The 21,590-nt window shown below is 39.8% G+C and carries 24 protein-coding genes, 2 pseudogenes and 1 riboswitch; of the genes and pseudogenes, 11 read left to right on the top strand and 15 right to left on the bottom strand.

Annotated features, from left to right (window positions below):
* Window positions 1-314: 314 nt before the first annotated feature.
* The 5 genes from RAH45_RS01890 to RAH45_RS01870 form a co-directional block, all read right to left on the bottom strand.
* A complete protein-coding gene (locus RAH45_RS01890) occupies window positions 315-761 on the bottom strand; it encodes a hypothetical protein (RefSeq protein ID WP_306495435.1) in 447 nt (148 codons plus the stop codon).
* A gap of 3 nt (window positions 762-764) precedes the next feature.
* Window positions 765-1,727 (bottom strand): hypothetical protein, encoded by a 963-nt coding sequence (locus tag RAH45_RS01885; RefSeq protein WP_306495434.1) that lies wholly within the window; start codon window positions 1,725-1,727, stop codon window positions 765-767.
* A complete protein-coding gene (locus RAH45_RS01880; RefSeq protein WP_227514964.1) occupies window positions 1,657-1,965 on the bottom strand; it encodes a hypothetical protein in 309 nt (102 codons plus the stop codon). Before RAH45_RS01880 ends, RAH45_RS01885 begins: the two co-directional genes overlap by 71 nt.
* Before the next feature lie 721 nt (window positions 1,966-2,686).
* Window positions 2,687-3,841 carry an MFS transporter gene (locus RAH45_RS01875; protein WP_306495433.1) on the bottom strand — a complete coding sequence of 385 codons (1,155 nt, stop codon included), beginning with the start codon at window positions 3,839-3,841 and terminating at the stop codon, window positions 2,687-2,689.
* A 76-nt stretch (window positions 3,842-3,917) separates the two neighbouring features.
* Window positions 3,918-4,520, bottom strand: a complete 603-nt coding sequence (locus RAH45_RS01870) for a TetR/AcrR family transcriptional regulator (protein ID WP_198329085.1) — start codon at window positions 4,518-4,520, stop codon at window positions 3,918-3,920.
* A gap of 668 nt (window positions 4,521-5,188) precedes the next feature.
* On the opposite strand from RAH45_RS01870, the gene RAH45_RS01865 reads away from it, so the two are divergent.
* The 3 genes from RAH45_RS01865 to RAH45_RS01855 all read left to right on the top strand — a co-directional run bounded on the left by RAH45_RS01865 (window position 5,189) and on the right by RAH45_RS01855 (window position 8,547).
* Window positions 5,189-6,676: a PepSY-associated TM helix domain-containing protein gene (locus RAH45_RS01865; protein ID WP_306495432.1), complete on the top strand. Its 1,488-nt coding sequence runs from the start codon at window positions 5,189-5,191 to the stop codon at window positions 6,674-6,676.
* Window positions 6,677-6,769: 93 nt separating this feature from the next.
* A riboswitch (yybP-ykoY riboswitch) is annotated at window positions 6,770-6,937 on the top strand.
* 7 nt (window positions 6,938-6,944) lie between these two features.
* A complete protein-coding gene (locus tag RAH45_RS01860) occupies window positions 6,945-7,517 on the top strand; it encodes a manganese efflux pump MntP (RefSeq protein ID WP_068406613.1) in 573 nt (190 codons plus the stop codon).
* Between the two features lie 259 nt (window positions 7,518-7,776).
* The gene (locus RAH45_RS01855; protein ID WP_226928813.1) at window positions 7,777-8,547 is read left to right on the top strand and encodes an alpha/beta fold hydrolase; all 771 of its coding nucleotides are present in this window, start codon (window positions 7,777-7,779) and stop codon (window positions 8,545-8,547) included.
* 284 nt (window positions 8,548-8,831) lie between these two features.
* Here the strand turns inward: RAH45_RS01855 and RAH45_RS01850 are convergent, their stop codons facing one another.
* Both RAH45_RS01850 and RAH45_RS01845 read right to left on the bottom strand, forming a co-directional pair.
* On the bottom strand, window positions 8,832-9,293 hold the full coding sequence (locus tag RAH45_RS01850) for a DMT family transporter (protein ID WP_068406631.1): 462 nt from the start codon (window positions 9,291-9,293) through the stop codon (window positions 8,832-8,834).
* An 8-nt stretch (window positions 9,294-9,301) separates the two neighbouring features.
* Window positions 9,302-9,736, bottom strand: coding sequence for a DMT family transporter (locus RAH45_RS01845; RefSeq protein WP_068406610.1), 435 nt, complete (start codon window positions 9,734-9,736; stop codon window positions 9,302-9,304).
* Window positions 9,737-9,835: 99 nt separating this feature from the next.
* Between RAH45_RS01845 and RAH45_RS01840 the strand changes: the two genes are divergently transcribed.
* Window positions 9,836-10,771: a LysR family transcriptional regulator gene (locus tag RAH45_RS01840; protein ID WP_198329088.1), complete on the top strand. Its 936-nt coding sequence runs from the start codon at window positions 9,836-9,838 to the stop codon at window positions 10,769-10,771.
* 222 nt (window positions 10,772-10,993) lie between these two features.
* Here RAH45_RS01840 and RAH45_RS01835 read toward each other — a convergent pair.
* Together RAH45_RS01835 and RAH45_RS01830 are read right to left on the bottom strand one after the other, a co-directional pair.
* A pseudogene (locus RAH45_RS01835) lies at window positions 10,994-11,182 on the bottom strand (integrase core domain-containing protein); the annotation flags it as partial.
* A 9-nt stretch (window positions 11,183-11,191) separates the two neighbouring features.
* Window positions 11,192-12,082, bottom strand: coding sequence for a LysR family transcriptional regulator (locus tag RAH45_RS01830; protein ID WP_068406606.1), 891 nt, complete (start codon window positions 12,080-12,082; stop codon window positions 11,192-11,194).
* Between the two features lie 135 nt (window positions 12,083-12,217).
* Here RAH45_RS01830 and RAH45_RS01825 point away from each other — a divergent pair, with 135 nt between their 5' ends.
* Window positions 12,218-12,697, top strand: a complete 480-nt coding sequence (locus RAH45_RS01825; RefSeq protein WP_082894347.1) for a CidA/LrgA family protein — start codon at window positions 12,218-12,220, stop codon at window positions 12,695-12,697.
* A 22-nt stretch (window positions 12,698-12,719) separates the two neighbouring features.
* Complete coding sequence (locus tag RAH45_RS01820; protein ID WP_068406601.1) at window positions 12,720-13,418, top strand: LrgB family protein; 699 nt, start codon at window positions 12,720-12,722, stop codon at window positions 13,416-13,418.
* A gap of 50 nt (window positions 13,419-13,468) precedes the next feature.
* Here RAH45_RS01820 and RAH45_RS01815 read toward each other — a convergent pair whose 3' ends face one another.
* The 3 genes from RAH45_RS01815 to RAH45_RS01805 all read right to left on the bottom strand — a co-directional run bounded on the left by RAH45_RS01815 (window position 13,469) and on the right by RAH45_RS01805 (window position 15,551).
* Complete coding sequence (locus RAH45_RS01815) at window positions 13,469-13,981, bottom strand: IS630 family transposase (RefSeq protein WP_265090569.1); 513 nt, start codon at window positions 13,979-13,981, stop codon at window positions 13,469-13,471.
* Window positions 13,968-14,318 carry an IS630 transposase-related protein gene (locus tag RAH45_RS01810; RefSeq protein ID WP_068406597.1) on the bottom strand — a complete coding sequence of 117 codons (351 nt, stop codon included), beginning with the start codon at window positions 14,316-14,318 and terminating at the stop codon, window positions 13,968-13,970. Before RAH45_RS01810 ends, RAH45_RS01815 begins: the two co-directional genes overlap by 14 nt.
* A gap of 342 nt (window positions 14,319-14,660) precedes the next feature.
* Window positions 14,661-15,551, bottom strand: coding sequence for a LysR substrate-binding domain-containing protein (locus tag RAH45_RS01805; RefSeq protein ID WP_306495431.1), 891 nt, complete (start codon window positions 15,549-15,551; stop codon window positions 14,661-14,663).
* Window positions 15,552-15,698: 147 nt separating this feature from the next.
* Between RAH45_RS01805 and RAH45_RS01800 the strand changes: the two genes are divergently transcribed.
* Entirely contained in the window at window positions 15,699-16,562 is an 864-nt protein-coding gene (locus RAH45_RS01800; protein WP_306495430.1) for a DMT family transporter, read from the top strand.
* Window positions 16,563-16,815: 253 nt separating this feature from the next.
* Here the strand turns inward: RAH45_RS01800 and RAH45_RS01795 are convergent, their stop codons facing one another.
* A complete protein-coding gene (locus RAH45_RS01795; protein WP_198329089.1) occupies window positions 16,816-17,406 on the bottom strand; it encodes a recombinase family protein in 591 nt (196 codons plus the stop codon).
* A gap of 322 nt (window positions 17,407-17,728) precedes the next feature.
* Window positions 17,729-18,157 (bottom strand): hypothetical protein, encoded by a 429-nt coding sequence (locus RAH45_RS01790; RefSeq protein WP_198329090.1) that lies wholly within the window; start codon window positions 18,155-18,157, stop codon window positions 17,729-17,731.
* 262 nt (window positions 18,158-18,419) lie between these two features.
* Here RAH45_RS01790 and RAH45_RS01785 point away from each other — a divergent pair, with 262 nt between their 5' ends.
* Window positions 18,420-18,839, top strand: a complete 420-nt coding sequence (locus RAH45_RS01785; protein WP_198329211.1) for a PPC domain-containing protein — start codon at window positions 18,420-18,422, stop codon at window positions 18,837-18,839.
* A 223-nt stretch (window positions 18,840-19,062) separates the two neighbouring features.
* Complete coding sequence (locus tag RAH45_RS01780) at window positions 19,063-19,263, top strand: hypothetical protein (RefSeq protein WP_306495429.1); 201 nt, start codon at window positions 19,063-19,065, stop codon at window positions 19,261-19,263.
* Window positions 19,264-19,475: 212 nt separating this feature from the next.
* Here the strand turns inward: RAH45_RS01780 and RAH45_RS01775 are convergent, their stop codons facing one another.
* Window positions 19,476-20,639: a zinc-dependent alcohol dehydrogenase gene (locus RAH45_RS01775; protein ID WP_305935734.1), complete on the bottom strand. Its 1,164-nt coding sequence runs from the start codon at window positions 20,637-20,639 to the stop codon at window positions 19,476-19,478.
* Window positions 20,640-20,862: 223 nt separating this feature from the next.
* Between RAH45_RS01775 and RAH45_RS13735 the strand changes: the two genes are divergently transcribed.
* Window positions 20,863-21,090 carry a TdeIII family type II restriction endonuclease gene (locus RAH45_RS13735; RefSeq protein WP_373429178.1) on the top strand — a complete coding sequence of 76 codons (228 nt, stop codon included), beginning with the start codon at window positions 20,863-20,865 and terminating at the stop codon, window positions 21,088-21,090.
* A 232-nt stretch (window positions 21,091-21,322) separates the two neighbouring features.
* Window positions 21,323-21,580 (top strand): annotated as a pseudogene (locus RAH45_RS01770) (hypothetical protein); the annotation flags it as partial.
* Between the last annotated feature and the right edge of the window lie 10 nt (window positions 21,581-21,590).

Here is a 21,590-nt window from a genome sequence, read left to right as displayed (position 1 = left end):
ATTTATATCAGCATTTAATAAACACTAGGTATTAAAAAGCGGCTTAATAAATATCAGCACTATCCATATTCAACTTTTGTCATTATAAAAGTATTAAGGCGGTATTCACAATCGATGGGCTGTTGTGCAATTGCTACGTTAAGTAATGTTTCAGTTGTGACACGTAACTGCGAAGTCTTTACAGTACAAATTACTAACATACCCATTATATCTGGAAATGACTGTCTATCTTTTTAGGCAAAAATAAAAAGGAGGATAGTCAATGATTGATCCTACCGTCCTTTAGCTCATTATTTGTTAGGCGTTTTAAACTATCATCTGACTTGCGCAGGCTCTGCCACGATAACGCTATTTGCCATATCGTCTACTTCTGATTCTGAAAAAGGTCCCGGTGGCCGCGTCGATGCAGGACGGTCATTGCTTCTAGGCTCGTTAGCTCTAGGTTCATTGCTTCTAGGCTCATTAGCTCTAGGCGGATTATTAAAATCGCTATTGCGTGCCGGTGCAGGCGTCACGCTATCACCGGTGATGTCATCAGAAGCTTGATAGTCGTTATTATTATTTGCATTACTGTTATTCATATTATTAGTGCCAGCGTACTGGTCATTTATGCTGCTTCCATCTTGAGCAAACTGATTGTTTGCAGCGTTCATCGCCATATTATCGGCCCCTATACCGTTTTCTGCACTATTCGGCAATGGTAGCGGCGCGGTACTATCTACCATTATCGCTGGTGCCAAAGTACGGATTTCAGTGGTCAATCTTTATAGCTGCATACCATCCGGCGCTTCTATTGTCATACGGTCATTTTGCAACTGTAGACGGGCAAATGGTGTCGCTCTTAATAATGTCAGGATATTAGGCAGTGCTTCAATAGGCATATTGGCAATATTGTTAGCCACGCCTTCTTGTACCGTAAACTGACACATCCCTGCCTGCTCGCCAAAACTGCTATTGAGCGCTTGTTGCAGCGTGCTTTGTAGCGCGGCGTCACCGACGGAGGCGCTACAGGTATAAAGACTGCCGCTATTATCCACACCAACGATAAGCGTAGCGGGCGTCAACACCTGCGCGGTTGGCTCAGCGACAGGCGCTACCACAGCAGGTGCAGTCACCACTGGCTCTACAGGCGGGACTACATTAGGCTTAATTAAAAATGCCCATACCAATCCAATCGCTGCGATGGCGGCCAATAATAAAAACACCCGTATTAATAAGTCATTACGTTGGTTGCGGGTTCGTACTTTTTCGCGCTTTAAACTGCTGTTATCTGCTAAGTGATGCTCAGCAGGATTGGCATGAATAGCGCTCGCAGCTAGGCTGTTATCGAAGCTTTCACTAGCAAGTTCTGTTGCCACGTTTGGTTGTTTTATCAAGTTCGCAGAAGGACTTACTACGCTTGCTTCAGTAGCATCTTTATTTAATAAAACGGTTTCTGTCGCAGCATTGACTATGGCGTTTTGATAATCAAACAACTCATCAGAGTTATCTTGTGCGACGGTAATGAGCGGTGCTGCCCATATTGGCAGGTAATGGCGCAGTGAGGGCTGCTCACTTTGTAAAAATGCTGGTAAAAACTGCCCGTTGGCCATGACCTTAAGCTCACGATAAGCCAGTGGCGCGGCATTCATGATGAGCTTTGTGGTAGTCAGCTCATCAATATGATGGGTCACTGCCAGCTCTTCGATAATGGTTTGGCGCGCTTGGGGCTTGCCATAATTGTTCAAATAATGGCGTCTCTACTATATTTTCATTAGCAATTGGCTCATCATCACGCAATAACTGCGAGTAAATTTGCGGCAATGCCAAACGCGCCGCCAAAATGGCATAAAACTGCTCCAATAAGCTGACATAAGACACGCTGCCGTTATCGACAGGATGACCATCAATAACCTGTTCATTATTAATCTGGCTAACTAAGACGGCTGGGGTCACTATCTGCTCTAATTGGTCGATGATATTCATAAGTTCCAGCCTTTATCGGCGTTAATTTAAGATATGGGACAGCGATTCTTTTTTTGACTTCGGTTTTATACGCTGTAGACTGTAGCACGCCCATAAAAATGCGCGCTTAACAGGTCAACATTTAGTCAACACTTAGTTGATACTTAACAAGCTAATATTGGCATATAAATTACCTATCATTTTTAATCTTTTTTTGGCGGTGTTCTAAAAAGTATGCTGGCGGTAAAAGGCAATAGGAAATCTAAGCTAAGTTCTCTGATTTTATAAAGCTTTCAAGGCTTCAAAAATTGTTCAAATTTTAATCAGTATGCTTTTTGGCACATCACCAGCAAAAGAAGGTTTTGATAGGTGTCTATGTGGAGCTTTTAAAACGTACATATGAAAGCTGCAATATTGATCTTGGTTTAAATTGCTTGGCACGTTTGCCGCACTATATTATCGAAAGAACTGAGCTTCACTCATATACTCATATACTCATATACTCATATACTCATATACTCATATACTCATATACTCATATACTCATATACTCATATTATTTTGCAGAAAAGTGATTATGAATGCAACATAATGGTTATTATTGAGCCTTACTGCATTAAGTCGATTTTTATATGAGACTGTGATACTTTTAGATAAAGATCAAAAGACGTAGTTTTGCTTTTTTATTGTCCTATCCTCTCAGAATGTTAGATCTCCAACAATCCTGAGGCAGTTTATTTCTCTAACCCCAACCTTGTTGACGATTACGTACGTAAGGTAGAAGTGAAGCCAATGCCAATACTGCTAATATTACACCAATCCATAAGCCTGAACGTAAACCATAACCATTTGTAATTGCTACACCACCTATATATGAACCACCACCTAAACCAATATTAATTACTGAGGTGTGCACTGCATTGACCATAGGACCCGGATGCGCAACACTGACAATCCTTGCCATCATTGCCGGGTTCATTGGCACGCCAGATAATCCAATCAAAATGATTGCAAGGATCGCTACAGTTTTGTATTCAGCGAAGATTGCAAAAGCAAATAAAGATATGCTTAATACGGTTAGACCAACGAGCATAATTTTAAGGCTATGATTATGTGCTAAACGACCAGTAATCGTATTACCTACAATATTTGAAAACCCAAATGTCATTAAAATGAAAGGTACGACATGCATGCTAAATCCAGTTATATCGACCAAAACAGGGACGAAATAACTAAATGCAGCAAAGCTTGCGCCTAAAATCAAACAACTTGTTACGCAGGCTTTCCAGTAAGCTTTATTTTTAAAGGCCTTGATCTCTTCTTCCATTCTCAGCTGTCCACCACCTGACACTTCAGGTAAAAGACGTACTAAAGCGATAAGAGAAACGAATACCAATACAGCGACTAAGCCAAAAGTAATGCGCCAACCCCATTGTTGATCAATCATCGTCGCAAGAGGAACACCAAACACATTAGAAATCATAAAGCCACCAATAACGATTGCTGCTGCTCGAGGCTTATTATGATTAGGTACCATGGCCATACTTATAGCAAGAGAAAGACTTAAACAACCTGCACATAAGACACCGGTGATAAAACGGATCGCAATTAAAATAGCATGGCTGGAGATAAAGGCGCTTAAACCTTGGACCACGACATAGAGGGCTAAAAGAATCAGCAATACTTTTCGATATTGAACTTTATATTTGAGAAAAAAGTAGGTGAGTACAGGTCCACCCAACATGACACCAAAGGCATAATATGAAATTAAATGTCCAACGTCACCTACACTGATCCCAAAGGCCTGGGATAAAGTGGCGGTCATACCAGCGACCATCAATTCTGCTGTACCAACGGCAAAAATAGCCAGACCTAATATATATACTGCTAATGGCATTTTTTAATACATTCCTATTTATTTAACGATCATTACAAAATTAAAGGATTTAATTTACTTTCCATTTATGATGCAGTTACAAGTTGGCTAAGAGGCCATTAACCACATCTTCCAGAAAGCTTTTATCTGAAGTGTTTTTATTAAGTACACGCAAACCATAGTAACCAGCTAAAAAGCCTCGCGCCATTTCAAGAGCTGAGGCTCTGGTACTAAATTCCCCACTTGCTTGTCCTTCGGCGAATACTGTGAGCAGCGAGTTCTCTAGGCGTTGTCGATACTCTAGATTCAAGCTTGAAACAACCTGATCTTTATCTCCTATTTCCAAAGCAGAGAATAAGACCATGGCTTCGCGCTGTTCCGATTGTGAAAGATCTTCAGCAATCCCCCAAAGTAAAAGAGATCGTAGTCGTTCTTTGAACAGCCCTGGCTGTGTGAGAATAGATAATTGTGCAGCCATGGTTTGTTCATGGCTACGCAACAAGGCTTGTTCATATAAGGCTTGTTTGCTACCAAAGGCGTTATATAGACTTCCTCGCCCTAATCCAGTAACATCACATAAATTTTGCGCAGAAGTACCTGCGTAGCCATTACTACTAAATACAGTTATGGCTGCGTCAATAATTTCTTTATCTTCAAACTGCCTAGGACGGCCTGGAGTATTGGACTTGTCATCACTCATGGATGAGCCTGAGTGGAAGTGAGCTTAGGGTAATACTAAATATTATGGAACGATTTGTCAAATATTAAATTAAGTTTTAGAAAGTAGTTTAATTATGGGATATAAATTCTAATCAATGTACTTAGTGAGTTGGTTTTTAAATACTTTGATGAGGTTCTTAGAAAAGGTTTCGAGTGTAGATAATACACTTGGAATTAATAATAGAGCCTTCCCCAAACTTTGTGTAACTACCATATAGTATAAGTAGTTAAACACTTTTAGGAAGGTCTCACACCGAACCAATCAGGCGCTTCCACTGGTTCGGTACCCTAGTAAGGACTTGGATATTAACCTGTAGCCTAGATTATTTGGATAGATATAGTCTCTAAGAGTGGAACAGTGTACATCTAAGTTTACTAGCTAACTCCGGTTCAATGATTTTTAACCATGCTATCTAGGGTCAACATACTATTATTCCTTATGCCCTCTAGCATCTGCAATATACCGAAATTAATATCACTGGAGAAAAAAGCATCTGGCATTATATCGCACCATCAAAAAACCATTATGTTCTGAATATTTGCGCTTCAGAATATAAACCACAAAGTCAGCACAAGCGAACAAGACATTCACTGTCCACTTTATTGCCAAGCTAGCTAGAAAGTATAAAGCTATTGGAATCTCTATTTATGAATAAAGAAACAAGCAATCAGCACTATTTTACCGTGTGGCGATGGCATTTTTATGCAGGAATATTTGTTGTCCCTTTTTTAATTATTTTATCTTGTACCGCACTTGGTATGTTGGTTATGTCTAACACAGTGGGACGAGACAATGACCGTTTAAGCATTACTGTTCCCGAAACAGCAATGCAAGCGCCCCTCGCTACCCAAGCTAAAAACGCGCTCAATACCTTACCCAATAGTACCCTCGTTAAATATATCGCCCCTCGTGATACGGATAAGGTAGCTCTGTTTCAGGTAACATCAGAAGACCATGACAATATGGTAGCCGTCAATCCTTATACTGCAGATATCGTCAACAGTACACCCAGCAATAGCAATCTGTATTATACCTTTGACAGTATTCATGGTGATTTGCTGCTGGGTAAAGTCGGTGATTATATTCAAGAAACGACTGCTTCATTAACAATTCTAATGATACTAACTGGCTGGTATTTGTGGTGGCATAAGCGTAAATCTGTCAAAGCGATGTTGATTCCTGACGATACCAATCTAAAGAAAAAGCGTTCCTTTTTCCGGACGATCCACGCGACATTAGGCAGTTGGATATCTGTTTTGCTATTGTTTTTCTGTATTTCGGGAATGGCTTGGGCAGGAATTTGGGGTGAGCGCATTGTACAGTCGTGGAGTCACTTCCCTGCGGGTAAATGGGGCGTCGCGCCAATGCCAATCTCGATTGACCACAGTCAGAATCATGCTGATATGCATATGGATAACGCCGATGCCGCGCCGCACGTCCATGGCGCAACAGCAGCTACAGCTCACACACATGGTAGCGTATTAAACTCAGGAAAGACTAAAGACGTGCCTTGGGTACTAGAGTTAACACCAATGCCAGAATCAGGTACGACTATGGGTAAAAACGGTATTGCGCCCAATATACCCATTATGATTGATACCGTAGATCGATTTGCTCGTGAGCTTGGTTTTGTAGGGCGTTATCAGTTGAATCTACCGCAAGGGGAGACAGGCGTATGGACGATTAGCCAAGATTCAATGAGCTACGATATGAAAAGCCCAACGGCTGATCGCACCGTGCATATTGACCGCTCTTCGGGCAAGGTTTTGGCTGATATACGGTTCGATGATTACAATGCGTTTGGTAAATTTATGGCAGCGGGTGCTGCCATACACATGGGGACGCTGGGGTGGTGGAGTGTATTAGCCAACGTTTTATTCTGCCTCTCTGTTATTGCCATTTGTGTGAGTGGTTATGTGATGTGGTGGCAACGCCGTCCTCGTCAAACTAACGACATGACTGGACTCAATCCACCAGCTCGTAGTCAGCGTTTTACTATAGGGTGGACGCTTGCCATTCCGTTACTTATTGTCGCTATCATATTCCCAACGGCAATCATTGCTATTGTTGTCATCGCTTTATTAGATTTTTTATTGATATCGCGTGTTAAATTTTTACGCAAGCTACTGAAGTAAGTATCTTTAATAGATTCTACTGTTATAGGCTATAGCCTCAAAGAAGCCTGACTAGATACTTTCTTATTGACTTGTAACATAGACATGTTAATGTGAGCGTTCTTTGGGGAGTAGCCTGCTTTCGTTCTGCGAAAGAGTTCGTGTCAACATGCTTGGCCATATGCCATGGTACGAACACCTCTCGGTTGGCGAGACCATCGATATATCCACACTGCAGGTCGAGAGTGTGCGTATGTCGTTGACTCTATACTCGGCCTGAGAACATCACATGAATCCTATTGCACTTTCATTACTTGCTTTTTCTATGTCTACTGATGCCTTTTCTGTGGCGATTGGTAAAGGCGCAAGTCTTAAAAACCCCCGTTTTACCGAAGCGTTAAGAATGGGTGTCATCTTTGGCTCTATTGAAGCGATTACCCCTATCATTGGCTGGTTAATTGGCCGTTCTGCTACCTCTTTTATCGATGCCTCTTTTATTGAAGCATGGGACCATTGGGTCGCATTCGTCATTCTATTAGGCTTAGGGCTGCACATGCTGTATGCAGGGCTAAAACCGGATAATGAAGAACAAGAAGCCCCCTCAAGACATTCGTTTCTCAAACTTGCTGTTGCTGCTTTTGGTACTAGTATCGATGCGATGGCTGTCGGTATTAGTCTTGCATTTATAGAAGTTAATATTCTACTAGCAGCAAGCTTGATTGGGTTGGCGACGGCCACCATGGTCACGTTTGGCGTGATGCTTGGAAAAGTACTGGGATCACTCATCGGCCATAAAGCAGAAATGTTCGGCGGCTTAATGCTAATTGCCATCGGTGGGTGGATTCTATTCAGCCATTTTTAATTGCAAAAGCCTATATGTGACCTGATAATTTAGTCCTCTTTATTATTTTCTTATCAGCTGCATCCAACAAGTCAGCCGCATGGTCAGCGACTGGCTCAAGGAAATCTCTTTTACTACGTATCCATGTTAAAAGTGGCATATTTACCCCATTCAATTTGAACTCATTATATCCACTCAATACACATTCGAACGCAACATCACATTCGAACGCAACATCATATTAGATGACAAACAAGCGCGCTATTATGACCTGTCTGCGTTGGGTAATAGGGATAGAAATACATCGAGGACAGCGGCTCATTTCTATGGTGGCAACGGCTTTACGACTGGCGTCTATTTACCACTATTAACCAAGCTCAGTGCGCAATTTGCTATCACCAGTCTTGCCATGCGCGGCTACTGGCACGATTTACCATCCGTCAAGAAGCTTACCCGCGAGCAAGATGCCAATATATTGATTGATTTTTTAGAGAAGACACAAGACAGCCCTATCGTCGGTATTGGACATTCTCAAGGTGCTACCGCCACCGCCATCGCCGCAGCCAAACGTCCAGAGCTGTTCTCAGAGCTTTACTTGATAGAGCCTGTGACTTTTACCAAATCGCAAACCCTCATGATGAACGCTGCGCCTGACGACTTAAAGATTGGTCAAGAACCGTTCAAAAGCACGTTAGCCAAGCAAACGAACTGGGAGAGTATTGAGTTATACTACGACTATCTACGGGCGCATCGCGCATTCAAGCGTATCAATGACGATCATCTTTATACTTTTGCAAAAAACAGTCTTGTCCAAAATGAGCAAGAGCAATACAGCTTACTGTTCGCCCCTAAGCAAGAGTTGGCAAGCTACTTTGACACTCCTTTTGTCAATGATGCTTTAAAAGAGCTCAACGACCTTGATGTACCCTACACCATTATCATTGGCAAACCTTCCATATTTATTAGCAATGAGGTTCGTAAAGTTTGGGAAGATCTCGTCCCGTTGAACGCATCATTGAGTTATCAGACAATGGACATCTTCTGCCAATAGAAGCACCTGAACGGTGTGCGACTATCATTATAAGAAGGTTCAGCAGTAATACACCCAGTTCTTCATAGCTACAAAGTGAAAAATATGTCTAGGGCGTGTCTTCATTTTAAAAATGGTGATAAAAATGAGATAAATTGCAGTCAAACAAGGAAAATAGCGCCGTTAATATCGGGATATTACCTAGCTATTTGATGAAGTTTGGCAAAATTTAGCCATTTTTAGCCCATTTAGATGTCCATCGATTAAATTGAAGTCATGCCCTAGTAATAATCAATATATATGAGCTACTGAGCCTCTTTAGGCTCAGACTTGCTACTCGCATAAATAAAATAAAGCGCGATTGCCAAACAAACCAAAGCACTGATTCGACTACCTGAAAGGCTAATGACCTCATTACCAAGCAAACCAAAATTATCAATTAATACACTCATACTCAGCTGACCAAAAATAACGGCTACCGTTGCCACAGCAGTTCCAATACGCTGGACCGCAACCACCATAATGACAATATAAGGAACACCACACAAAGCGCCAAGTAGTTGCCACTTAGGCACATCCATCAAAGTGACTGTATGACTTGGTTCAAAAAAGAAAATAAGCAAAGCGGTCACAACCGCACCCACAGAAAAGGTTAAAAAAGCACTTTTAAACACCCCAACGTTGCTGCCAAGGCGACCATTTAATGCTGCTTGAACACTTAAAGCCGCGCCGCCAATTATTGCCAATACAATCATTAAAATAAGCATCATTTAGATTATCCTTTTGCCATAAAAATAAGTGCGGCAATAATGAAAAATAAAGCAATAATTCGTTTGTTGTCTATTTTTCGCTCTATGGTATCAAACAAACCATAATGATCTATGAGTAAACTCTGAAACACTTGTCCAGCCAGTATGCCAATCATCGTCAGCGCAATGCCAATGACAGGCGTGACCACGGTTAATACCACAACATAAACAGGCCCCAAAATACCACCAACCAGCAGTAAAGGCGGCTGTGAAAAAAAGGATGGGCTATCTCGCGGACTAAAAAACAACATCAAAAAGAATGTCAGAGCAGCGCCAACGCCAAAAATACTCAACGTTGCCCACAGCTCGCCTACCTCATTTCCTAAAGGTCCAAGTAATCCCGCTTCAACAGATAATCCCATGCCCCCTAAAACAACAATAAGTATTAATAAAATTTGCATGTAATAATCCTCAATGAGCAATGCGGCGTAGTGTACCGCAGCCTATACCCATTAAAAAAACGCTATAATACAGAAATGACCTTTGCATAAGTTGCACAAATGAATATGGTAGATACCATCAGCATACAAACACTATTGTTTTTTATAGAGGTTTTTGACGCTCAGAGTTTTTCTGTAGTGGCGCGAAAAGAAGGCGTGTCAGCTTCTACAGTGTCACGTATCATCAAGCAGTTAGAAGATTCACTGGGGCAGCAGCTTTTTTACCGTAATACACGCGCTGTTACTCCTACTGAAGCAGGTCATGTATTTATGCGCTATGCAAAATCTATGACTGAAAGCATGAATGCAGCACAGCAGGAACTTCAAGATAGGACATTAGAACCGGGTGGTTTAATTAGAATCAACGCCCCTATTTTTTTTGGACAACGCCATATCGCACCTTGGCTGCCGCAGCTTAGTGCTCAATATCCTAGATTACAGATAGATTTGACGTTAACGGATGACTTTATTGATCCTCATCATTACGCAACAGACGTTATTTTTAGAATCGGTACTTTAAATGACTCGACCTTTCATGCGCGTATTTTTGGTGAGCAAACCTATCATCTTGCCGCTTCTCCGGCGTATATAAACACACATGGTAAATTGCAAGTGCCAGCAGATCTGACGCATCATAAATGCCTAGTGTATAAGGGCTCAACAGGACCCAATCGTTGGCTCTTTAAAACAGGAAATGAAGATTGGACGCCATTCTTAGCGCCTGCTTTATTGATGTCTAATAATGCAGAATCTTTATTGGTATCTGCACTCAAAGGAATGGGAATCGTGCTTTTTCCAGATTGGCTTATCGGTGAGTACTTGAAGAGTGGTGAGCTTATTAAGCTACTGCCTAATTATAGTACGGCAGTCAAAACCACACCTCAGCATGTCGCTGCTCTCTATCCTCATACTCGTCACATTTCTCTAAATGTAAGAACGCTAATTGATTATTTTGCTAAGGTTTATGGCACTCCTATTTATTGGCAACTCAATTAAACGGCCATAACGGTGTTTGTCAACATAGTTGTCACTATTTACGAAAGAGATGCACATGAGAGAATGATGATGCATATATTCTCTGATAAAAATGCGCATAATAAATTCTCAAGTATTATCTATGACATGCTGCGTGCCATTTGCTCGGCCAGTTTTTTAAGGTCAGATTGAGTAGTCATTGCTTATTCTTCGGTTATTGGATTATAAGCAGTTACACACTTTTTAGGAAAGGCTCTCAAACTCAAAAGGCGATACATAGCCCAATGCACTGTGTATACGCTTTTTATTGAACCGATCTACCCAATTCAATGTCGCAAGTTGTACATTCGCTAAACCTTGCAAATCTGCTTTCAAATATTCAATCACCTCTGTTTTGTATAATCTATGCCCTGTTTCAGCCAAAACATTATCAAGGCCTAGTTATATATTTTTTCTTATGTTATCAAGCCAAGCTTGCATACTTGGTGTAAGCAAGCGATGACGGCGCCAAGCCATGACAAGCTCCCATTTTAACTGAGGTTGGGTTAGTGGCAAGCAGACTAATCCTGTTAAATCCAACTTTTGAGTATAATATTGAGGCAAGAGAGTCACGCCCATATCCTGTTTTACCATGTCAAGAAGCAAGTGCCACTGATTGGTTTGGCAAATAATATTAGGTTCAAAACCTAGTGATTGACAGTTTTCTATAATCATCGGAGTAAATGATGAATTGGAGGTAAATAAAATTAGGGGGGCATTTGATAGTGACTTAAGTGTTACCTTGGTTTTTTGCTTACCCATACGGTTTTTATTTGCTACGACCACCACTGGATAGCAACATATCGACAAGTAGTCAAAATCATCGTCAATCGGCTTCATCAATGTTGCCACATCAAGTTGCCCCTCTAGAAGGGCCTGCTTAAGTGACTCAGCACCATCTTCGATAAGTGAAGTTTCTATACTAGGATGCATTTGGTAAAAGTTAAAAATAGCTTTGCTTAGTATTTCACTGCCTAACGGTGAAATCCCCAAACGCAATTTACCACCTATTAATTGCTGATAATCTACTACTGTTTGTTCAAGATTATCTGCCTTTTGTAAGATATCAACTGCTTGAATATAGAGGTGTTCGCCAATTTCCGTTAAATTAACTAGCCGCTTTTTTCTATGAGTCAAAGGCTTATCAAACAGAGCTACGCCTAAATATTCTTCAAGGTTACTGATAGATTTGGTAACGGTGGGTTGGGTTAAATTGAGTTGAATACTGGCTTGAAGAAACCCACCTGTTTTTACAACTGTCACAAAGCAGCGTAATTGTTTCAAAGTTATCATGAATAATAAACCATGGTTAGGAAGGATAATGAAATTTATTATAGAAATTGGGAATAAAAATAAAAATATAATTCATAATTTATGACTATGGTATTTTTATACTAAGTAGTCTCTAATCAACAAACAACAATTATTATGCGTAATCCTAATATTCGCTTATCCCTATCTTTTGTAGATGAAAAAAAACTTACACTTCAACAGTTCTATCGCCAATCATGGCTTCATGTCCTTATGCAATGCGCTATTATCGCAGCTGTCTGGTATTGTGCTGAGATATTGGTTGAATTATTGCATTTACCCGTATCCTCAGGCGTCTTAGGAATGTTTTTAATGCTGATATTATTAATGAGTGGTGCTATTAAGGTTAACTGGGTCAGACTGGGTGCAAAATTTGTTTTGGGTGAATTAGTATTAATGTTTATCCCGCTTATGATGTCAATACTTCAATATAAGGCGCTGTTTGTCAGTAAAGGATGGCAATTAATGCTGACAATTATCTTGAGTACCGCGATGGTGATGTTAAGCTCAGCATTAACCTTTATCATGGGGCGCCGTTTGCAACGTAGATTGTATCGTCATCAGATTCATAAAGCCCAATTAAACCTAAAAAAATGATAATAATGCGTGAGGATTTGCGATGAATACTTGGTCAATCCTTTGTCTCATTTGGACATTAGCTGCCTATTATATGGCTAGAGTAGTCTATGTGCGCTATCGAAAATCTTGGCTAAACCCTGCTATCACGGTTCCAGTAGTAACGCTTTCATTAATGATTATTTTTAATATCTCTTATGATACTTATTGGAAGGATACAGCTTGGATTGTGCAGCTACTTGCCCCCGCAACGGTTGCGTTTGCTATACCTATTTATGAGTATCGTCGTTTAATACGTCAACATGCTTTGGCTTTGACCGCTTCCATAACTGTCGGGATGGTGGTGGGGGTCTTAAGCATATATATATTCGCTGGTTTGTTTCATTTTGATAAGACCTTGACCTATAGCTTGATGGCCCGTTCAATATCGACACCATTTGCGTTAGACTTATCTGAAAAAATTCACGGATCTTCCTCTTTAGTCTCATTGTTTACTTTGATTACAGGGATGGTGGGAATGATTTTAGGGGATATGATCTTGACTTTTTTTCGTATTCGCTCCCATCTTGCAAATGGAATCGCATTTGGTAATGCATCACACGGTTTTGGTACAGCCCGGGCAAGTCAGCGCAATGAGGATGAGGGCGTTATAGCAAGTTTAACAATGATTTTAGCGGGATTGTTTATGGTATTCTTAGGTCCTTCATTAATACATGGCGTAATGTTATTCGGGCAAGTTTAAGCAAATATATATAGAGACCCTAATCTATATTAAGAATAGATATGATATAGTCAGTTCAAAATAAAATTGTTATGGTTAGGACAAACATCATAAAACAACTTGGATAAGTCGTTTTCCATCCAGCCTTGGCGTAGAAACTTTACTTGTGCCCATTTTTTTTCAATAGGGTTCAAGTCAGGGCTGTACGGTGGCAGCCATAGAATACGATGACCATGCCTGTTCAGTAGCTTTTGAATGCGCTTCTTCTTATGAAATCTGGCATTATCCATCACAATCACGCATTTGGTTTTAAGACTTGGGATTAGGGTTTGTTTGCACCATTCGTAGAATATGCTGCTGTTAATGTTGTGCTTAAAGTAATCTAGTGCAAACAGCATCTTTTCATAGAGAGCACCGATAACGTTGGTTCGCTTTTTACCTTGCCAGTTGTAGCTATCGATACAAGGCTTACCAATCGGTGCATAACCATGAGAGCGAATGGTCTCGTGCTCAAAACCGCTTTCGTCCATATAAACGATGGGATAGCCTTGCTGCCTAAAGCTATTAAGCTTACTGTGGTATATCGCTCTTTTGATCGGACAGGCTTTTGGATGCTCTAAGGTCTTTTTTTTGACTGATGCCTAGGCGCTTTAGGGCATGATAAATGCCTGTTTTACTACAGTTTAAGCGACGAGCTCGCTCATACTGGTAATCATCGGGATACTCTTTGACATCATTAAGTAGCACATCATCTGGTATTTTATAAGGTTTGGTTTGCCTGGTTGTTTTACTATGAACACGCCGCTTCCAGTTTTGTATGGTGGTTGGGCTGAGATTGTAAAACTCAGCTGCCTCGGCAAAGGTCATACCGTCATCTATACTTTTTAGTACCTGTTTGCGAAAATCTAGTGAGTAAGTCATGGTCTTTATAATAACAATTGGGTTTGATAATTAGTTTATAACACTTTTAGGTGGAATTGACTATAACAGCCATTATCACTAACAGATAAACAATAAAAAAACGTATAAATTTCCGTTTTTATTCTAAAGTTAATTCGACTTTAACTAAATGTAATGAGCATTATTTCTTTTAAACTTCAACCTATTAACTTATATTATTTGAATATCAGATAAAATGAATGACTATTTTTTGAGGATACGAGTGTTTATGAGTTATTGAATCGGGATTTTCTAAATCATCATTTTAAACCCCTTAACAAATCATTATTTTTCTTGTAACAACAAATAAGATAGAGGATTTCTTTACTCACATTGAGATTCTAACCATTTACATAGTTTAATAATATCATCCTGATTATTCTTTAATTCCTTGCAAACGAAGTAAAACTTATCCCCTGTTAGTAGTTCATGCATTGGAATTCTAACGAGTGTCTGCTTATAAGATTGATCTAGCATCATATAGTTGTTAACGAGGGTAACTCCCAGATTATACCGTGCGGCTTCTATCGCTAGTAGTACATGACTAAAATGATTTATCTTTATATTGTTCGGCAATTCAAATCCGCCTGCCTTACACCACCGCAGCCAATCCTCCGCTGTATTCTCACTTATATCTGTATACCTCACGGACAATATTGGATGCCGCCACAATGCATCAGGAAGGGGTTTATCTCTTATTTTCTCCCAAAGCTTTTGACCACAAACAGGATATAAAGTTTCAGAAAATAAAAACTTACTGATGAAAGCATGTGAAGGGGGATTGACGGTGATATAACAATCGGCCCTTTGCTCATTATAATCAGAGGGATGATTATCCATATCTAAAGTAAGTTCTATTTCTGGATACTGTCTATAGAAGTCTTCTAGTCGAGGAATCAACCAATTCACTGCGACTGAACTGTACAGAGCTAAGCGTATATGCCCAGGTTTTCCATGCTTAATAATCTGACTACTATCTGAAAGAAGACCCAATGCGCGACTCACATCTGTGAAATAACGCTCACCAACCTCTGTCAACGAAAAGGTCCGGCCTTGCCTGTAAAACATTGCTTCCCCAAGATACTTCTCAAGGATGCGTATTTGGTGACTCACGGCACTTTGTGTCACATTGAGGCTCTCTGCTGCTTTTGAAAAGCTGTTAAGTCGTGCAACGGATTCGAAGCATTGTATGGCACGCAATGGGGGCAAATCCATTATTACCTCAGGTAATACTAAGTATGGTTTATATCATTATACATCATAGCGTTACTTGCATATACTGCCTGACAGATCGTTAAATCAGCATGAACCCATTGGGGTTTTAACAGTTTCTGAATTTAGAGTAGGGCGAGGAGGCTAAGAATGCCAAAGATGAGTGTTGCATTTGCCATGACGCTATTGGTACTAGGAAATATCATTGCGGTCTTCTCGGACGCCTTGATAAAGGACTTGCCCTCTGAGACGGCGGTATATCAATTTATCCTGTTTCGTCAATGCACAGCGGTTTTAATGCTGTTGCCATTTTGCTTAATTAATAAAAAGAACAAGTTATTCAGTAATATAAAATGGCACTTTGTTCGTAGTCACGTGTGGCTATTGGGTGTGATATTCATGGTACTGTCTCTTCAAGTATTACCTCTCGCGACTGCGAACGCCATTTTTTATGCCGCCCCTTTATTTGTATTACCACTGGGTTTTTTATTTTATAAAGACAGATTAACCTTTCCAACTATAGCGGTATCTATGTTAGGTTTTGCTGGTATCCTCGTTATCGTACAACCGAAACAGATCAATTTAGGGGCGGTGTTTGCCCTTATAGTGGCGGTAACCATGGCGCTAAACAATCTGTTAGTTCGTAAACTTCCACAGCATCATACTGTCTATCAAACGCTACTTTTGACCAATTTACTAGGAATCCCATTCGCGCTTGGTTTGGCTATTTGGGAGGGACAGCCATTTGACTGGCACTCATTGATTACGGCCGCCAGTTCAAATGTATTTATTTTGATTTATGCGGGTATATGCATACAGGTGTACCGACACATTGAAGCGTACAAAGTCTCTAGTGCGGAATACTCAGGTTTACTAGGGGCGGTGGTGGTTGGAATCATATGGTTTAACGAAGTACCAAATATGACTTTGTTAATAGGTTCTGCGCTGATTATCCTACCTTTGATATGGCTAGCTACTCTCGAATCTATGAGGCTTAGACAAAAAACTGGGTAGGATAATAGCTTTTAAAACCTAATCAAGCTGATGTGCCATAAATAATAAGAAATAATAAAAGTTATGAATCAGACTAAAATGTTATTTAACGTTTACATCGGTTCATGCTTGACGAAACTGTAGATTACTTGTTAGACACTATAATAAGTCGGTTGCATGATTAAAAACTTCCAAGTTGGTTCTTATGTATCTAATAGTATCGTGTCTATAAAAAAGACAAACTGTTATTTAAAATACCTCAACTATTCAGCTGTTAGCCCTGCTTTAACACCCGATAGACCGTAGCCACCCCAACACCAACCGCCTTAGCAATCTCCTCTTTCGTCATATTGTTTTGACTGGCTAATTCTTTAATACGATTGTGTTTCGTTGTATTAGGCTTCTTACCAGTGGGCTTATAACCACTGTTCGCCAACCCCTGCTTAATACGCTCTCTACGCTTATCGTTATCAAGCTTTGCCATCGTTGCTAATAAGTCGATCAGCATATGGTTAATCACTGTTAGGATCTCACCTGTCATGCCTTTACTTACCGTATGCGTAGTTGGTAGATCAGCCACCACCAATCGCAAGCCCTTGTCTTTGATGCGCTGCTTTAGAATTGCAAAATCATCTTGAGATAGCCTGCTTAATCTGTCCACGCTTTCAACCAGCAGAATATCGCCTTGATCAGCGTCCTTTAATAGCTTAGCTAATACTGGCCTATCGAGCTTTGTACCACTGAAATGCTCAACGTACTCAACAAGGTTATCGTTATAGCTTTGGCTAAAGCTAATCAAGTCAGTCAAGGCTCTCTTAGCGTCTTGATCCTTAGTGCTGGCTCTCACATAAATACGAACGGTCATAACGCCACCTATATTATTTAGACTTATAAATTAATGTCCATTGATAATATCATGATATTAATATCATTTAATAATAGAAATAAGTCTAATGATAGATAGAGTATCGTTTAGAGGTTTTATTTTTTAGGTATAGGCTAATGATAGGAAAAAAGCACAGCAGGCAGTCTTATAATTCAAAAGTCTGTTATAAATGGTTCCATTATACCAGTCTGTTTTAAGTAGTCTGTTAATAGGTTTGAAAGGTAAAATAGGTAGTTCCCTTGGGGTATGCTATTCATTCGATAAGATAACAGCCTTTTCCGATACCGCTTAGGCTTATCTTCTATGTGGGCGCAGTTTCTATTGCGCCGGCAACAGCACAACCCTGATATGTTCTACCTGCATAGCTTAATGTGGCAATAAATTCATTTTGATAGCCGTTGTCATCAATACAAATATTTTTTCGTATATTCAAAATAATAGGTTGCCCGTTTATTGTGCTCTCGTATTCGAAGCCGTTAGTATTAGCGGAGCCCACTACTACAACTGTAGTGGGCTTTAAGAAATCTGCTTCTACACTTAATTTATTTCCTTTAACCACTGTCCGCCAACTTTTTCCTTTATTGCCAAAAGCGGTAAATGCCGCTGATGCTACCGGCATTTTCATTGTAGATTGCTGACTAAGATCTGTGGTTTCGGCTCGATGGTTATTACACGCCACTAGAGCTAAACTGCCCGTTAAGCATATTGTCGTTAGAAGCAAAGAACGCATGATTTTCCCTTTGAATATAATAAGAGAACACTGCTATCTAGCAGTATTCTCTTGGTTTACGTGATTAAATTCAGATTTTGGCTACCATAGTTTGGTTTGCGGTAGGCTAGCGCATTGATTCACACTATTCATTACAGGTAACGCCATTAATGCCTTACCGATACACTCTTTATGTTAGTAATTCTAATGTAACATATCTATAAAATTTAACAGCGTGAAGTAAGTTAAAATCGGTATTTTTTACTGCTCGGGGTCTTAAAATATGAAAAACTTAACTGCTGCTACTCTACTTGCGCTTCCTATTCTAGTAGTAAGCCCTACAGTTATGGCCGCATCTTCAGATGCAGTGGCTAAAACTGTTGATGTTCAATTTAAAAAAGGTGCAAATTCAGCTAACTATTATGGGAAATTAAAGGGTGTTAAGTACGATTCCTATACATTTTATGCTAAAAAAAACCAAAAGCTTTCTGTTAAAACAACGGGAGGGAACGTAGATACTTATTTATTTAATAAGAATCTATCAGATTCTGTCGACGTAGGAGAGTATTCCTCTAAACTAGATAACCAAGGTTATTATATGCTTCCATATTCAGGTAAATATGAATTGCGTATTCTTCAGCCACGCTCTCAAGCTTCTAGAGGGAAAACACCTGCGTATTGGCTAGAAGTCTCTATTTTATAGTTATATAAGCTTAATATTATAATGCTGACCTACGCTATCACATACACAGACTGTAATACTCATGCTGAGTATTACAGTCTGTGTAGCGCACCGATCACAAATAAAATTTGTATGGTAAGTACACTGGGACTATTTCTTAGCCCACAGCCAAAGATTCAAGTCCTCACTAGGGAACCGAACCAGTGAAATTGGTTTGTCATAGGCATACTTACAATAGATTATAGTGCAATGGGAAGATAGAACTAAGACAATTAAAGAGCTGATTAAAGAACTCCAAAGTTTTGAGGATCAAAACTTGATTGTTATGATAACTAATGATGAAGGTGAAACATTTAACTCGGTAAAGTTGGTTAGCAAAGGGTTTGTAGCTAATAAAGATGATCCTGATAAATATGAGAAAGTTTATTGTGCTTTACACTTCTAAGCTTTAAGACCATCTAAGACAGTTAGTTGGTTCTTTAATCCCTAAACCCATGAAAATCGGTTGGGGGGTGATTTTTTTGCCGTGTGCAGAGAAAAGCAAGTCAAAGATTTTTTTACTAGCTGCTTTAGCGATAACCATTATTTAAGATAATCTCGTTAAAGCAGCTATGACCTAACCTTTAAATGTTAAAAGTTAAGGGTAAATTTGAAAAATTAAGGAGTTAAAATGACTTTACGACATTCTTCTTCACGCTTTTCGAAAATTTCATAACCTTTAGCAGCGTCAGACAAATTCATACGGTGAGTAATAATAGCTTCAGGTGATAAATCACCATTTTCAATATACTCTAATAATTGTGGTAAATACTTGTGTACATGGGTTTGGCCCATTTTGAAAGTAAGCCCTTTATCAAAAGCGTCACCAAATAAGAAACCATGAATGGGTCCTGCATACACACCAGGAACACTAACGACCCCGCCACGACGCACAGCTGCAATACATTGACGTAAAGCTGCGCCACTTGATCCTTCAATTTTCAAATTGGTCATTATTGTTTCTAGCATACTGCCTTTGGCTTCAAAGCCAATCGCATCAATAACGCTGTCAACGCCGCGATGCCCTTTGGTCTGTTCAATGATGAATTCAGCAGCATCTACCTTATCGAAATTAACCGGAATAGCCCCGTACGTATCTTTGGCATACTGCAAACGGTAGTCATTATGATCTACCACGAAGATCTGCTCAGCGCCTAACATTTTGGCACAAGCTGCTGATAATAACCCCACAGGACCCGCACCATAAATAGCTACGGTTGAACCTTTAGTAATATTGGCATTAGTCACGGCCTGCCAAGCAGTCGGTAAAATATCTGATAAAAATAAAACCTTCTCATCTGACAGTGAGCCAGGTACTTTGAACGGATTAAAATTACCTTTAGGAACCCGTACAAATTCTGCTTGTCCACCAGGAATCCCACCATATAAATGGCTAAAACCAAATAAAGCAGCCGGTGGCGGAATTATTTTTTTATTAAGAGCAGCGCCTGGGCCTGTATTTGTAGTCTCACAAGCAGACATTAGGTCATGCTGACAGAAAAAGCAGTTACCACATGCGATAACAAAAGGAATAACAACTCTATCGCCTTTTTTAACAGCAGTGACTTCAGAGCCTACTTCTTCAACCACACCCATAAACTCATGACCGAAGATATCGCCTTCCTCGGTTGCAGGCATTTTGCCACGATACAGGTGTAAATCTGAGCCACAAATTGCAGTCGCAGTCACACGTAAAATAACATCATCTTTTTCTTGCAGTTTAGGCTCTGGGACATTGTCCACTCGCACATCTTTAGCACCGTGGTAAGTTAAAGCACGCATAATTTCTCCCATTAAGTAAAGATTGCAAAATCGCGATAAACCAATAATCTGTGATAATACAAGATGAAAGTTATTAGAATCAGTGGTTTATGTTATCTAAGTTAAGTATTACTCAATTATATTAGCACCTTGAAAATCGAGATTTATAATCAACGTGTGTTAAAAAGGTTGCGTGTTGTAAGTAAAAAATTGTAGTGGTCAACTAATTTAGGACACTAATAAAATTCAAACCTACATCGCCATTCCTTATAACCCTGAGTCGAGAACGGATAATAATTATAAGCGTTGGGGCAACTTTTATGACCGCCAAGATCTGTTAGTAGGTGACGAATTATGGCAGCTTGTGTCAGGTGGTCAATTTTCACTCAATGATATGGTTGATATTTTTAGAGAGGTCAGTGCTGAGTCTAAAGAAGATATCGAGAAGGCTTTAAATACAGATCATTTTTGAATCAACAGCTTAGTTATATTAAATCAGTAAATGAATCCGTCACTCTGCTCGTCTACAATGAAAGCTTCATAATCTCATTAAAAAACTATTGTTTCTCTAGGAAATTTAGAACATATAAAAAATGCCCCCCCCTACTACTTGACGTAATAGGGGGGGTATCGAGCCTTTCCTAAAAAGTGTGTAACTATCATTTAGATTGTAGAAATGCTTACACGAAATTTAGGAAAGGCTCTATGATTCCTATACATTTTACGCTAAAAAAAACCAAAGGCTTTATGTCAAAACAGCGGGAGGGAATGTAGATTCTTATTTATTCCATAAGAATCTAGCAGACTCTGTTAACGTAGGAGAGTATGCACCTGAAGTGGACGATCAAGGTTACTATATACTTCCATATTCAGGTAAATATGAATTGCGTATTCTTCAGCCACGTTCTCAAGCTTCTAGAGGGAAAACACCTGCGTATTGGCTAGAAGTATCTATTTTATAGTTATATAAGC

It is taken from the genome of Psychrobacter sp. van23A (assembly GCF_030845275.1).
In the GTDB taxonomy this organism is placed as follows: domain Bacteria; phylum Pseudomonadota; class Gammaproteobacteria; order Pseudomonadales; family Moraxellaceae; genus Psychrobacter; species Psychrobacter faecalis.
Note: the sequence above shows the minus strand (reverse complement) of the source record. Positions and strands in the feature narration are given on the sequence as shown.